We start from the raw sequence: 12,193 nt of genomic DNA, 5'->3' as shown, positions 1-12,193 counted from the left end.
AACTGCGAATGGCGGGTTCTGGCACAGGCCATGCAACTGCTGTTCCGTCACCGAACGCGATCGCGTTCACAGGGTGGATCGACTGCTTCCCGTTCCGGTCTCGCGTCGATCCACCCACCCGGTGCCTTGATCAGTTGGCCTTCTGCGTCTCGAACAACTGCGCCAGCTCGCCGCTCTCGTACATCTCCATCATGATGTCCGAGCCGCCGACGAATTCACCATCGACGTAGAGCTGCGGGATGGTCGGCCAGTCGGAATAGCTCTTGATGCCCTGGCGGATGCCCTGGTCCTGCAATACGTCGACGCTCTCGAACTCGACCTCGAGATGGTTGAGGATCGCGATCGCGCGGCTAGAAAAGCCGCACTGCGGGAACAGCGGGCTGCCCTTCATGAACAGGACTACCGGGCTGGCTTTCACCAGGGCGTCGATGCGGGCGTTGGAATCGTCGGTCATGTCTTCGGTCCTCAGGAGATTGCGGTCGTAAGCTGTAGTGCGTGCAGGACGCCGCCCATCCGACCGCCGAGCGCGGCATAGACGGCCTGGTGCTGCTTCACCCGGCTCATCCCGGCAAAGCTGGCGGCAGTGACCTTGGCAGCATAATGATCGCCGTCGCCCGCGAGATCGGTGATCTCGACCTGGGCATCGGGGATCGCGTCCTTGATCATCGTTGCGATATCGTCGGCGGCCATCGGCATATCAATGCGACTCCAGCAATTGGCGACGCGCCTCGATCATCTGCTGTGCGAGCGCGCGACGGACAGTCGCCTCGTCATGGTCGAGCCCCGCGGCGGTCAGGTCGCCGACCAACTTGCGCACGACGTCGTCGTCGCCGCCGCCTTCCATGTCGGCGTGCACGAGCGCGGTCGCATAGGCGTCCGTCTCTTCAGGGGTCAGCTGCATTTCCTGCGCCGCCCATCCCCCGAGCAGGCGATTGCGACGGGCCGTTATCCGGAAGGCCATCTCTTCCTCGCGCGCGTAATTCGCCTCGCTGGCGCGTTCGCGGTCGTCGAAAGTGGTCATTGCGCGGGTCCCCGTTCAGCCTTGTCGTCGGCCCCGAGATAGGTCGCACAACGCCCCCGCGCAACAATCGACGAAAACGTACAAAAACTACTGGAACTATGGTCTGGTTGTAACGATATATAAGTCGATCACGTGACACAGTGCACGGATAGGAGAGTGATATGTCGACGCTATCCCAACTGCCATCCGTTCCCCTGACCAAGACGCGCGCGACGCCGCCGGTCGTACACGGGCTCGCCTATGGCATTTTCGCGTCGATGGCGATGTGGGGCGCGATCGCCGCCGTCGCTTACAAGCTGATTTGACCCCCCTGTAGAGGCGGCTGTACTCAGCCGACCTCTACGACGAGTTTCCCGATAGCACCACGAGCCGCCATCTTCGCGATGGCCTTGCCGCCGTCCTCGAACGCAAATGTTTCGGTTACACGCGGCGCGATTTTTCCGGCTTCCCACAGGTCGAACAGCGTTTCGATATGCGCCTGGTTCGCCTTCGGATCACGCGCCGCGAACGCGCCCCAGAACACGCCGCAGACATCGCAACTTTTCAGCAGCGTCAGGTTGAGCGGCAGTTTCGGGATGCCGGCGGGGAAGCCGACGACGAGATACTTGCCCTCCCACGCGATCGAGCGGAGCGCGGGCTCGGCATAGTCGCCGCCGACCGGATCGTAGATCACGTGCGCGCCATCGCGACCGACTGCGGCCTTGAACTGCTCGGCGAGCGCCTTCGACTGGTCCTTGTCGAACGGGGCGCGGGCGTAGATCAGCGTTTCATCGGCACCGGCGGACTTGGCGGCGGCGGCCTTCTCTTCGGACGAGACCGCGGCGACGACCTTGGCGCCGAACGCCTTGCCGAGTTCGATCGCGGCGAGCCCTACCCCGCCTGCCGCGCCGAGCACGAGCAGCGTCTGTCCCGCCTTGATATGGCCGCGGTCGAGCAGTGCGTGGATCGTCGTGCCGTAGGTGAGGATGAGCGAGGCGCCCTCGGCGAAGCTGCGGCCTTCGGGGAGGCGGTAGAGCTTGGCGGGGTCGGCGATCACCTTTTCGCACAGCCCGCCGTGACCGAGCATAGCGATGACGCGGTCGCCGACTACCCAGCCGGTAACACCCTCGCCGATCGAGTCGATCGTGCCGGCGATTTCGCCACCCGGCGCGAACGGCCGCTGTGGCTTGAACTGGTATTTATCCTCGATGATCAGGACGTCGGGGAAGTTGATCGCGCAGGCCTTGACCGCGACGACGACCTGTCCGGGGCCGGCTACCAGATCGGGCAGCTCGACCATTTCCAGAGTTTCAGGTCCGCCGACTGCCTTCGACACCAATGCTCGCATACCCGCTCTCCACCGTCGTCCAGGGGCGATTCGATGCGACCGCCTCCTCGAATTTCGAAATCTGGGTATCCCTTGCCAGCGTCAGGCCGACTTCGTCCAGCCCTTCCATGAGACACTGGCGGCGGAATGCGTCGAGTTCGAAGGTGAAGCGGTCCTGGAACGGGGTGGTGACGGTCATCGTCTCGAGATCGACGGTGACGGTCTGGTCCTGCGCGACTTCGAGAAGGCGATCGATCGCCTCCTGCGGGAGAACGACGGGGACGATGCCGTTCTTGAACGCGTTGCCCGAGAAGATGTCGGAGAAGCTCGGCGCGATCACCGCGGTGATGCCCATGTCGGCGAGCGCCCAGGCGGCATGCTCGCGGCTGGACCCGCAACCGAAATTATCGCCCGCGATCAGGATCGGCGAGCCGGCATAGCGCGGGTCGTCGAAGATGTTGCCGGGTTGCGCGCGAACCGTCTCGAACGCGCCGCGGCCGAGGCCGGTGCGCGTGATCGTCTTCAGCCAGTGCGCCGGGATAATGACGTCGGTGTCAATGTTCTTCGCGCCCCAAGGATAGGCGCGGCCCGAGACGGTCGTGACGGGGGTCATCGCTGTTCCGTGCGCTCCGGAACCACACGCGCCGATGCGACATAGGCCGCGACGCCGCTGATCATCGCGCCAGCCGCCAGCAGTACGAATACCTTCTTCATGCTCGTTCCCCCATCAACTCTCTGACGTCGCTCAGCTTGCCGGTCACCGCCGCCGCCGCCGCCATCGCGGGTGATACCAGATGCGTGCGCGCTCCGGGACCCTGTCTGCCGACGAAATTACGGTTGGACGTGGAAGCGCAACGCTCCCCCGCAGGGACTTTGTCCGGGTTCATCGCGAGGCACATCGAACAACCCGGTTCGCGCCATTCGAAACCGGCGGCGATGAAGATCCGGTCGAGCCCTTCGGCTTCGGCCTGGCGCTTCACCAAGCCCGAGCCGGGGACGACCAGCGCGCGGACGCCGGTCGCGACATGGCGACCGTCGGCGATCGCCGCGGCGGCGCGCAGGTCCTCGATACGGCTGTTGGTGCAGCTGCCGATGAAGACGTGCTGGATCGTGACGTCGCGCATCGCGGTACCGGCGGTGAGGCCCATATAGTCGAGCGATTTCTGCGCGGCGGCCTGCTTGGCGGGATCGGCGAAGCTCGACGGTTCGGGTACAAATCCGGTGATCGGCACGACGTCCTCGGGACTGGTGCCCCAGGTGAGACCGGGGGCGATGTCGGCGGCGTCGAGCGTGACGGACTTGTCATAGCGCGCCCCGGGATCGGTCGCGAGGCTGCGCCACCATGTCACGGCCTTGTCCCAGTTCTCGCCGGTCGGGGCCATCGGGCGGCCCTTGAGGTACGCGAAGGTCGTGTCGTCTGGCGCGATCAGGCCGGCACGCGCGCCCGCCTCGATCGACATGTTGGCGATCGTCAGGCGACCTTCGATCGACATGTTGCGGATCACGCTGCCGGTGAATTCGATGACGTGGCCGGTGCCGCCCGCCGCGCCGATCTTGCTGATGATCGCGAGGATGACGTCCTTGGGGCTGACGCCGAAGCCAAGTTCACCGTCGACGCGGACTTCCATCGTCTTGGCCTGCGACAACAGCAAGGTCTGCGTGGCGAGGACGTGCTCGACCTCGCTGGTGCCGATCCCGAACGCCAAAGCGCCGAGCGCACCGTGCGCGGAGGTGTGGCTGTCGCCGCAGACGAGCGTGGTGCCGGGGAGCGTGAAGCCCTGCTCCGGGCCGACGACGTGGACGATGCCCTGCTCGGCGGCGGTCGCGTCGATATAGTCGATGCCGAACTCGCTGGTGTTGCGGCGGAGCGCGTCGAGTTGCTGCGCGCTTTCGGGGTCGGCGATCGGCAGGACGTGGCCGGCGGCGTCTTTTCGCGCGGTGGTCGGGAGGTTGTGATCGGGGACGGCAAGCGTCAGGTCGGGACGGCGGACTTTGCGGCCTGCGACGCGCAGGCCTTCAAAGGCCTGCGGGCTGGTGACTTCGTGGACGAGGTGACGGTCGATATAGATCAGGCAGGTGCCATCGTCGCGGCGTTCGACGACGTGCGCCGCCCAGATTTTTTCGTATAGCGTTTGGGGAGTGGCCATGATGGAGCGCGCGTTAACCGAAAAGGGGTGCCGCGCCAAGGTTGTATGTAATTTTCGGTCGTTGCGATGAGCCGGGGTCACGCTCAGAGGAAGTTTGCTCTCCCACGAAGGCGGGAGCCCAGACCGGGTCCCCGCCTTCGCGGGGAAACAAGATGGATTACCGCGCGGGCATCGCCTTGTTCAGGAATGCGACGCTGTCGGCCAGCACCGGGGCCTTGCCGCGGAACGGTTTCGAGAGTGCCATCGCGACGTTCTCGTGGCTCAAACCGGGGTAATCGATGTGCGTCACCGGCGCCCCGAGCGCCTTCAACCGCGCGGTGAGGTTGATCGCGTTGTGCGGCTTGACCTGCGTGTCGTCGCCGGCGGTGATCAGCAGCATCGGCGGGGCGTCCGGCCGCGCGAAGTGGATCGGCTGGGTCATCACCGGGTCGGCGGCGCCCTGCATCGCGTCGATCGCGCGCTGGGCGGTGAAGGGATAGAAATCATACGGGCCGCACAGGCCGACCGCGGCCTTGATGATGTGCGGGTCGACGCCTTCAACCTTCAGCCAGCGCTCGTCGAGCGTCAGCATCGCGACGGTGTAGGCGCCCGCGGAATGGCCGGCGACGGCGATCCGGTTCGGGTCGCCGCCCGCCTCCGCGATATGGTCGCGGGTCCATTCCACCGCTTCGGCGCCGTCCTGGAGGAAGGCGGGGAAGCGGACGTCGGGGACTTTCCGGTAGTCGGGCATGACGACGACGTAGCCTGCCTTCGCATAGGCGCGCGCGGCGAACGCGTAGGCGCCGCGCGTGCCGTGGACCCAGCCGCCGCCGTACCAGAAGATCAGCACTGGCAGGCCGGTCTTGGCACCGCCGGACGGGCGCCAGACGTCGAGCTTCTGGCCGTGCGTGCCGAACGGGACGCCTTCGCGGATGCGCGCTGTGCCGCGACCGCCGCCCATGATGCCGTCGAGGACGCTGAGCGTGCCGGGGCCTGCGGTGAACGCCGTGCCTGCGATCAGGATGACGATCAGCGCTATGACGATCGCGGCGCGGCGCATCAGTGGCGGAAGTCCGCGGTGATCGATCCGCATGTTGCGAGGTCGGCCTCGTGGCTTTCCTCGCGCCATGTCTCGGCGAGCGCGGTCGCTTCCCATTCGCGCATCGCCGGGTGAGCGATGATCCGCTCGACCCAGGCGAGACCTGTCGGGCCGACGTCGATCCCGTAGGTCCGGACGCGGAACGCGACCGGCGCATAGAAGGCATCGACGGCAGTGAACTCAGCGCCGGCGAGCCAGGGGCCGCCGAACCGGTCTAGTCCCTCGGTCCAGAGTTCGGCGATCCGTGCGACGTCGCGGTCGAGTGCGTCGCTGCCGGGGGCGGCATTCACACGGACGCCGACGTTCATCGTGCGCTCGTTGCGGAGCGCGGAGAACCCGCCATGCATTTCGGCGGTCGCGCAGATCGCCCACGCGCGCGCCTCCTCGCCGACCGGCCACACGCCGTCGTGACGCTCGGCGAGGTAGAGGATGATGCCGAGCGAGTCCCACACGGTTCGCGCGCCATCGATCAGCACCGGCACCTGCCCGGTCGGCGAGAAGGCGCGGAACGCCTCGTAATTCACCGGCGCAAGGAACGGCTCGATCCGATCCTCGAACGCAATGCCGAGCGCCTTCATCAAGGCCCAGGGCCGCAGCGACCAGCTCGAATAATTCCGGTTCGCGGTGACGAGCGTGTAACCCATCAGGCGGTGTAGCGCGCAGTGGTCTTCGCGGCGATCTCGTCCGCGGTGACGCCCGGCGCCATCTCAACGAGCTTGAACGGGCTGTCGTGATCGGGGCGCTGGAACACCGCCAGATCGGTGACGATCATGTCGACGACGTTCTTGCCGGTGAGCGGCAGCGTGCACGACGGGATGAACTTGGGGCTTCCGTCCTTGGCGGTGTGATCCATCACGACGATGATCTGCTTGACGCCCGCGACGAGATCCATTGCGCCGCCCATGCCCTTGATCATCTTGCCGGGGATCATCCAGTTGGCGATGTCGCCGCCTTCGCTGACCTCCATCGCGCCCAGCACCGTGAGGTCGATATGCCCGCCGCGGATCATCGCGAAACTGTCCGACGAGCTGAAATACACCGACGAGGGCAGTTCGCTGATCGTCTGCTTGCCCGCGTTGATCAGGTCTGCGTCCTCCTCGCCCGCGTACGGAAACGGGCCGATCCCGAGCATGCCGTTCTCCGACTGGAGCGTGACGGTCATCCCCTCGGGGATGTTGTTCGCGACCAGCGTCGGGATGCCGATGCCGAGATTGACGTAATAGCCGTCCTTCAGTTCCTGCGCCGCACGCGCGGCCATCTGGTTACGGTCCCAGGGCATCAGTGCATTCCTTCCTGGATGGTGGTGATGGTCGTGAATTGTTCGCGGAGCTCGGTGCCGACGCCGTCGACGATCGCCTGCAACGCAGCGTCCTCGTCGAGGCCCCAGGTGCCCGCATAGGCGCGCGCAGCGTGGCGGATCGTGTCGGCGAGGAGGTAGCCGAACACGGTCGGATCCTCGAGGATGCCCGCGTCGATCAGCACGTTGCTGCCGGCGCCGTTGGTGATCCAGATGCGCGCGACCTCGACCGATTCGCTGGTGAGTTGCGCACCCTTGTCGAGCGCGATCGCGTTGGGATGATCGGCCATTAGCGTACGCCTCCAGTCGGGGCCCAGCGGACTGCTGGCGGGAATACCTCGTCGCGATTGCCCTTGAGCGCGGTGCCGTAGACGGGGTTGGGGAGGACGAACCACCCTGCCCCCCATCTGGCCGCGATCGCGGGCGACTGGACTGTTGCGCGACGGGCGGCGGGGGTCTGGCCGGCGTTGAACAGGTCGCTGAAGTCGCCGAGCTGGTCGCCACCCATCGCGACGACGCAGTACCGCGCCGCGATCGTCGCGCGGCGGCCGTCCTTCTTCGAGCCGAGCGCGTCGTCGCCGGCGAGGAACAGCGTCTCGCCGTGGCGGGCGGGGCCAAGGCCGGCGGCTTCGATCGTGGCTTCAGTCTGTGCGGCGTTGGCGGCGGAGCGGTTGGTGTTGAAGATCACCGTGACGCCCATCGCGCGGAGTTGGGCGAGCGCGGCAGGCGCGCCGGGGACGGGGGCGACTTGCTTGACGCCGGTGCGCTCCCAGTCCTGCCAGCGCGGGTCGGACCAGGGTTGGCCAGAGGACGCGTCGTATTCGAAGCCGAGGTTGAGAAGCACGGTTTCGTCGACGTCGAAGACCGCGGCCTTCGGCTTGGTGCCGCAGGTGGTCCAGGTGGGTGCGGCTAGCGAAGCGCCTTGGGCGAGGACAACGGAGGTCGGCGTGCGTTGTGTGCGGACGTAGCCGACGAGCGTGTTCCAGGCCTGGACGCTGACCGCCGCGGCTTCGCCCGAGGCGTAGAGATACTGCATGCCGGCGGGGACGCCATCGACGGTAACGGGTGTGGAGACAGTGGGCGTGGCTGCGATCGAGGTCGGCGCGGACACGCTTACGCATCCCTGCAGCGCGAGTGCCCCTGCGAACGCAGGGGCCCAGGATACCGCCCGCAGCGCTCGTGACCCTGGGCTCCTGCGTTCGCAGGAGAGCGGGGAGCGCTTCCGATCCACCATCAGGCCTCGCTTCACGCGGAAACCCGCTCGCGGACGGTGCGGAACTCGATCTGCTTGTTGTAGGGCGCGCCGACGATCATCCGCTTCACGTAGATGCCCGGCAGGTGGATCGTGTCGGGATCGAGGCTGCCGACGGGGACGATCTCCTCGACCTCGGCGACGCAGATCTTCCCCGCGGTCGCCATCGGCTGGTTGAAGTTGCGCGCGGTCTTGCGGAAGATGAGGTTGCCGCTTTCGTCCGCCTTCCAGCCCTTGATGATCGCCAGATCAGCGCGGATGCCGCGTTCGAGGATGTATTCCTGGCCGTCGAAGACCTTCGTCTCCTTGCCCTCGGCGACCTGCGTGCCGACGCCGGTCTTGGTGTAGAAGCCGGGGATGCCCGCCCCCCCTGCCCGGCAGCGTTCGGCGAGCGTGCCCTGCGGACAGAACTCGACCTCGAGTTCGCCGCTGAGATATTGCCGCTCGAATTCCTTGTTCTCGCCGACATAGGACGAGATCATCTTCTTGACCTGGCGCGAACGGAGCAGCTTGCCGAGGCCCTGCCCGTCGATCCCGGCATTGTTGCTGGCGATCGTCAGGTCCTTCACCCCGGACGCCTCGATCGCGTCGATCAGCCGCTCGGGGATACCGCACAGCCCGAACCCGCCCGCGCAGATCGTCATGCCGTCGAACAGCACGCCTTCGAGTGCCGTTGCCGCATCGGTGTAGCGCTTGTTCGCCATGCATCCTCCTATGGTCTTTCGTCTCGCATAAGGCGACGATGCTCGGTCGGCAACGTACGTCGGGCGACATCTTACGATCCTCCCCCGCCAGGGGGAGGTGGCGCCGAAGGTGACGGAGGGGGAGGATACGGAACAGAGGTTTCGTGTGCCTCCCCCTCCGTCTGGCAAGTGCCAGCCACCTCCCCCTGGCGGGGGAGGATACGGTAGGTTCAATACGCCAGCTTCAACCCGGGCCGCTTCCAGCGCGTCTTCACCAGCCGGCCGCTGCCCGAGCAGGTGATGTACGCGTCCATGCCGTCCGCGCCGCCCCAGCAGATGTTGGTCGTGAACACGTCGTCGGTCGCGACGAACTCGACCGGATCGCCCGCCGGCGAGATCACGCTGATCCCGCATTCGCCGATCGTCGCGACGCAGATATTGCCACACGCCTCGACTCCGAGCGAATCGAAGAACTTGTAGCCGGCGGGGCGGTACAGCGGCGTGCCCGACGCGCTGGCGACCTTGCCGGGGGCGACGATGTCGAACGCCATCAGGCGGCAGGTGAACGTCTCCGCCGCGTAGAGCCGCGTGCCGTCCGGCGAGAGGCCGATGCCGTTGGGGTTTTCACTTGGGAAGATCACTTCTTCCAGATGGCTGCCGTCGGCTTTCGCGTAGAAGATGCCGGTGATGTCGCGTTCTCGGTCGCGCGATTTGCCGTGGTCGGTGAACCAGAAGCCGCCGTGCGAATCGAAGACGATGTCGTTGGGTCCTCGCAGCGAGCAGCCGAAATCGCCGTCCTTGTAGAGGATCTCGACCGCGCCGGTGGCGATGTCGATCCGCTCGATCCGGCCGCCGGAATAGTCGTCCGGCTGACCGTGCGGGGTGAGGAAGCCGTTCGCCTCGCGCCATGCGAAGCCGCCATTGTTGCAGCAATAGAGCTTGCCGTCCGGGCCGATCGCGAGGCCGTTGGGGCCGCCCCCGGGCTTAGCAACCGTCGTTTTCGTACCGTCAGAGGCGATGCGGGTGATGCGGCCTGCCTCGATCTCGACGAGGATGACGCTGCCGTCGGGCATCGCGACGGGACCCTCGGGGAAGCGCAAGCCACTGGCGACGGTGGTGAATTCGTTCATGATCCTCTCCGGGCGAGTCGGGTTGGTCCCGGCTTCGGCGCAAGCGTAACCGTTTCTCGACTTCGGGGGCAACGGAAGGCAGGATGCGCCAATGATTACACCACGCACCGGCGGCCGTATCCTGGTCGACCAACTCGTCGCACAGGGCTGCGACCGGATCTTCACCGTGCCGGGGGAGAGCTTCCTCGCCGTGCTCGACGCGCTGCACGATACGCCGGCGATCGACCTCGTCGTGTGCCGGCAGGAGGGCGGCGTCGGGTTCATGGCATGCGCGGACGGGACGCTGACGCATCGGCCGGGGGTGGCGTTCGTGACTCGCGGGCCGGGCGCGACCAATGCGTCGATCGGCGTGCACGTGGCGATGCAGGATTCGCAGCCGATGATCCTCTTCGTCGGCGATATCGACCGCGGCACGCGCGACCGCGAGGCGTTCCAGGAAATCGATTTCCAGGCGATGTTCGCACCCATCGCCAAGTGGGCGGCGCGGATCGACGATGCGCGGCGGATCCCGGAATATGTTGCGCGGGCCTATGCGACGGCGATGTCGGGGCGGCCTGGGCCGGTCGTATTGGCGTTGCCAGAGGACATGCTGCTCGACGTGGTCGACGCGGTCGATCGGCCGCGGGTCGAGCGGGTGGCGCAAGGCTGTGACGCCGATACGATGGACCTGCTCGCCGATCTGCTGACCACCGCCGAACGGCCGGTGGCGATCGTCGGCGGTGCTGGCTGGGATGTGGCGGCGTCAGGGGCGTTCTCGACTTGGGCGGATCGTAACGGCATTCCCGTGGCGGCGGCATTTCGGCGGCAGGATGCTATTCCGAACGACTGCCCGGTGTGGGCGGGGAACCTGGGGTACGGGCCCAATCCGAAGCTGGTCGAGCGGGTGAAGGCAGCGGATCTGTTGCTTATGGTCGGGCCTCGGCTGGGGGAGGCGACGACCGATGGCTATGCGCTGATCACGCCCGATCATCCGGGGCAGCGGCTGATCCACGTCCACCCCGATCCGGATGAGTTGCACCGGGCGTACCGCGCGGATGTGGCGGTGTGTGCGGGGATGGAGGAGTTTGCCGAAGCGTTGCTGGCGGTTGACCTGCCGCCGCGGACCGCCGGGTCGGAGGCGCATGCGGATTGGCTCGCGTGGTCGACACCCGCGCCTCGCGATCTCGTGATGGACCTGGGACCTTGCGTGGCAGCGATGCGCGAGCGACTGCCGGCAGATGCGATCATCTGCAACGGCGCAGGAAATTACTCGGGGTGGTGGCATCGGTACTGGGCGTACGCCGGACCGGGCACGCAGCTAGCGCCGACGGCTGGAGCAATGGGGTACGGCGTGCCAGCCGCAGTCGCGGCGTCGTTACGTCATCCGGAGCGGACCGTCGTCGCCCTGGCAGGCGACGGCTGCTTCCTGATGAACGGCCAGGAACTGGCAACCGCGGTCGCACACGGCGCGGACATTCTGGTGATCGTCGTGGATAATGGCGGCTACGGCACCATCCGCATGCATCAGGAGCGGGAATATCCGGGGCGGGTGTCTGGGACGACGCTACGCAATCCGGATTTCGCCGCGCTGGGGCGGGCTTATGGGTGCTGGGCGGAAACCGTCGAGCGGACCGAAGATTTCGCAGCGGCGCTCGACCGGGCGATGGCGCGGTCTGGGGTGCGTTTGCTGCATGTTGTGACGGATATCGAGGCGATCACCGCCGGGACGACGCTGGCAAAGGTTCGGGGCTGACCCTGCCCGTCACGGTCGGCGGTGAAGTTTGACGACCAGCCCGCCGTCCCCCTTCATCGTCACCGTCTCGCCGGCCTTCAATCTGACCGCATCGTTCATTTCAACCGTTCGTGTGCTGGCCTGCACCGGACATTGCCCGGTTCCAGGGCGGGTCCAGCGCAACGTGACGGCGACGCCGCTATCCGCTTCGTCGAACCTGGTCGGTCGCAATTGCAGCGAGAAGCCTGTCTGTACGCCGCTGCGATATCCCGCCCGGACGCCGCAATCACTCTCCTCTGCTTCGGTCTGATCGCGGCGGAAGCTTGCTGCCGCATTCGATGCGACCCGGAGCGATCCCGTCCAGACGACCGCACCGTCTGCGCGAACGTCGACATCGACGACGTAGCGTTCCGCCACCATCGCGCCGCCGAATCCGCGCTGCATCATCATCGGCGGTGCAGGCGGCGCAGGTGGTGCCGGAGGCGCCGTGGGGAACATGGCAGACACCGTCTGGATCAGAGTCGTGATGATCATGATACTCTCCTGGAAGGCACCGCCCTACGCACGG

The 12,193-nt window shown here is 66.4% G+C and carries 16 protein-coding genes; 2 read left to right on the top strand and 14 right to left on the bottom strand.

Features of this window, described 5'->3' with window-relative positions:
• Positions 1–130: 130 nt before the first annotated feature.
• The 3 genes from grxD to C8J39_RS06635 are packed head-to-tail and all read right to left on the bottom strand — an operon-like array spanning position 131 to position 1,021.
• Positions 131–454, bottom strand: a complete 324-nt coding sequence (grxD, locus tag C8J39_RS06645; protein ID WP_056057434.1) for a Grx4 family monothiol glutaredoxin — start codon at positions 452–454, stop codon at positions 131–133.
• Between the two features lie 11 nt (positions 455–465).
• Positions 466–696, bottom strand: a complete 231-nt coding sequence (locus tag C8J39_RS06640; protein WP_056057430.1) for a BolA/IbaG family iron-sulfur metabolism protein — start codon at positions 694–696, stop codon at positions 466–468.
• 1 nt (position 697) lies between these two features.
• Entirely contained in the window at positions 698–1,021 is a 324-nt protein-coding gene (locus tag C8J39_RS06635; protein WP_120299829.1) for a DUF1476 domain-containing protein, read from the bottom strand.
• Positions 1,022–1,182: 161 nt separating this feature from the next.
• Between C8J39_RS06635 and C8J39_RS18685 the strand changes: the two genes are divergently transcribed.
• Positions 1,183–1,326, top strand: coding sequence for a hypothetical protein (locus tag C8J39_RS18685; RefSeq protein ID WP_165895154.1), 144 nt, complete (start codon positions 1,183–1,185; stop codon positions 1,324–1,326).
• 23 nt (positions 1,327–1,349) lie between these two features.
• Here C8J39_RS18685 and C8J39_RS06630 read toward each other — a convergent pair whose 3' ends face one another.
• The 10 genes from C8J39_RS06630 to C8J39_RS06585 form a co-directional block, all read right to left on the bottom strand.
• Complete coding sequence (locus C8J39_RS06630) at positions 1,350–2,348, bottom strand: NADPH:quinone oxidoreductase family protein (RefSeq protein ID WP_183037948.1); 999 nt, start codon at positions 2,346–2,348, stop codon at positions 1,350–1,352.
• Positions 2,311–2,940 (bottom strand): 3-isopropylmalate dehydratase small subunit, encoded by a 630-nt coding sequence (gene leuD, locus C8J39_RS06625; protein WP_120299827.1) that lies wholly within the window; start codon positions 2,938–2,940, stop codon positions 2,311–2,313. Before leuD ends, C8J39_RS06630 begins: the two co-directional genes overlap by 38 nt.
• 97 nt (positions 2,941–3,037) lie before the next feature.
• Positions 3,038–4,474, bottom strand: coding sequence for a 3-isopropylmalate dehydratase large subunit (leuC, locus tag C8J39_RS06620; protein WP_404969319.1), 1,437 nt, complete (start codon positions 4,472–4,474; stop codon positions 3,038–3,040).
• A gap of 157 nt (positions 4,475–4,631) precedes the next feature.
• On the bottom strand, positions 4,632–5,546 hold the full coding sequence (locus C8J39_RS06615; protein WP_243649758.1) for an alpha/beta hydrolase: 915 nt from the start codon (positions 5,544–5,546) through the stop codon (positions 4,632–4,634).
• A complete protein-coding gene (locus C8J39_RS06610) occupies positions 5,513–6,196 on the bottom strand; it encodes a glutathione S-transferase family protein (RefSeq protein WP_120299825.1) in 684 nt (227 codons plus the stop codon). Before C8J39_RS06610 ends, C8J39_RS06615 begins: the two co-directional genes overlap by 34 nt.
• Positions 6,196–6,831: a 3-oxoacid CoA-transferase subunit B gene (locus tag C8J39_RS06605; RefSeq protein ID WP_120299824.1), complete on the bottom strand. Its 636-nt coding sequence runs from the start codon at positions 6,829–6,831 to the stop codon at positions 6,196–6,198. The genes C8J39_RS06610 and C8J39_RS06605 overlap by 1 nt, the downstream gene beginning before the upstream one ends.
• Complete coding sequence (locus C8J39_RS06600; protein ID WP_056047204.1) at positions 6,831–7,139, bottom strand: DUF5076 domain-containing protein; 309 nt, start codon at positions 7,137–7,139, stop codon at positions 6,831–6,833. Before C8J39_RS06600 ends, C8J39_RS06605 begins: the two co-directional genes overlap by 1 nt.
• Positions 7,139–7,960: an HAD family acid phosphatase gene (locus C8J39_RS06595; protein WP_404969318.1), complete on the bottom strand. Its 822-nt coding sequence runs from the start codon at positions 7,958–7,960 to the stop codon at positions 7,139–7,141. Before C8J39_RS06595 ends, C8J39_RS06600 begins: the two co-directional genes overlap by 1 nt.
• Before the next feature lie 134 nt (positions 7,961–8,094).
• Positions 8,095–8,805, bottom strand: coding sequence for a CoA transferase subunit A (locus C8J39_RS06590; RefSeq protein WP_120299822.1), 711 nt, complete (start codon positions 8,803–8,805; stop codon positions 8,095–8,097).
• Between the two features lie 209 nt (positions 8,806–9,014).
• Positions 9,015–9,914: an SMP-30/gluconolactonase/LRE family protein gene (locus C8J39_RS06585; RefSeq protein ID WP_120299821.1), complete on the bottom strand. Its 900-nt coding sequence runs from the start codon at positions 9,912–9,914 to the stop codon at positions 9,015–9,017.
• 91 nt (positions 9,915–10,005) lie between these two features.
• Between C8J39_RS06585 and C8J39_RS06580 the strand changes: the two genes are divergently transcribed.
• Positions 10,006–11,646 carry a thiamine pyrophosphate-binding protein gene (locus C8J39_RS06580; RefSeq protein ID WP_120299820.1) on the top strand — a complete coding sequence of 547 codons (1,641 nt, stop codon included), beginning with the start codon at positions 10,006–10,008 and terminating at the stop codon, positions 11,644–11,646.
• Positions 11,647–11,655: 9 nt separating this feature from the next.
• Here the strand turns inward: C8J39_RS06580 and C8J39_RS06575 are convergent, their stop codons facing one another.
• Positions 11,656–12,159, bottom strand: a complete 504-nt coding sequence (locus tag C8J39_RS06575) for a hypothetical protein (protein ID WP_120299819.1) — start codon at positions 12,157–12,159, stop codon at positions 11,656–11,658.
• Positions 12,160–12,193 lie beyond the last annotated feature (34 nt).

This window comes from Sphingomonas sp. PP-CC-1A-547 (assembly GCF_003610375.1).
Taxonomy (GTDB): Bacteria; Pseudomonadota; Alphaproteobacteria; order Sphingomonadales; family Sphingomonadaceae; genus Sphingomonas.
Note: the sequence above shows the minus strand (reverse complement) of the source record. Positions and strands in the feature narration are given on the sequence as shown.

Excerpts from the sequence above, each read along its gene's own strand:
- leuC (WP_404969319.1), bottom strand. The coding sequence starts at position 4,474 with ATGGCCACTCCCCAAACGCTATACGAAAAAATCTGGGCGGCGCACGTC.
- C8J39_RS18685 (WP_165895154.1), top strand. The coding sequence starts at position 1,183 with ATGTCGACGCTATCCCAACTGCCATCCGTTCCCCTGACCAAGACGCGC.
- C8J39_RS06605 (WP_120299824.1), bottom strand. The coding sequence starts at position 6,831 with ATGCCCTGGGACCGTAACCAGATGGCCGCGCGTGCGGCGCAGGAACTG.
- C8J39_RS06630 (WP_183037948.1), bottom strand. The coding sequence starts at position 2,348 with ATGCGAGCATTGGTGTCGAAGGCAGTCGGCGGACCTGAAACTCTGGAA.
- C8J39_RS06580 (WP_120299820.1), top strand. The coding sequence starts at position 10,006 with ATGATTACACCACGCACCGGCGGCCGTATCCTGGTCGACCAACTCGTC.
- C8J39_RS06575 (WP_120299819.1), bottom strand. The coding sequence starts at position 12,159 with ATGATCATCACGACTCTGATCCAGACGGTGTCTGCCATGTTCCCCACG.
- C8J39_RS06615 (WP_243649758.1), bottom strand. The coding sequence starts at position 5,546 with ATGCGGATCGATCACCGCGGACTTCCGCCACTGATGCGCCGCGCCGCG.
- leuD (WP_120299827.1), bottom strand. The coding sequence starts at position 2,940 with ATGACCCCCGTCACGACCGTCTCGGGCCGCGCCTATCCTTGGGGCGCG.
- C8J39_RS06610 (WP_120299825.1), bottom strand. The coding sequence starts at position 6,196 with ATGGGTTACACGCTCGTCACCGCGAACCGGAATTATTCGAGCTGGTCG.
- C8J39_RS06590 (WP_120299822.1), bottom strand. The coding sequence starts at position 8,805 with ATGGCGAACAAGCGCTACACCGATGCGGCAACGGCACTCGAAGGCGTG.
- C8J39_RS06585 (WP_120299821.1), bottom strand. The coding sequence starts at position 9,914 with ATGAACGAATTCACCACCGTCGCCAGTGGCTTGCGCTTCCCCGAGGGT.
- C8J39_RS06640 (WP_056057430.1), bottom strand. The coding sequence starts at position 696 with ATGCCGATGGCCGCCGACGATATCGCAACGATGATCAAGGACGCGATC.
- C8J39_RS06600 (WP_056047204.1), bottom strand. The coding sequence starts at position 7,139 with ATGGCCGATCATCCCAACGCGATCGCGCTCGACAAGGGTGCGCAACTC.
- C8J39_RS06635 (WP_120299829.1), bottom strand. The coding sequence starts at position 1,021 with ATGACCACTTTCGACGACCGCGAACGCGCCAGCGAGGCGAATTACGCG.
- grxD (WP_056057434.1), bottom strand. The coding sequence starts at position 454 with ATGACCGACGATTCCAACGCCCGCATCGACGCCCTGGTGAAAGCCAGC.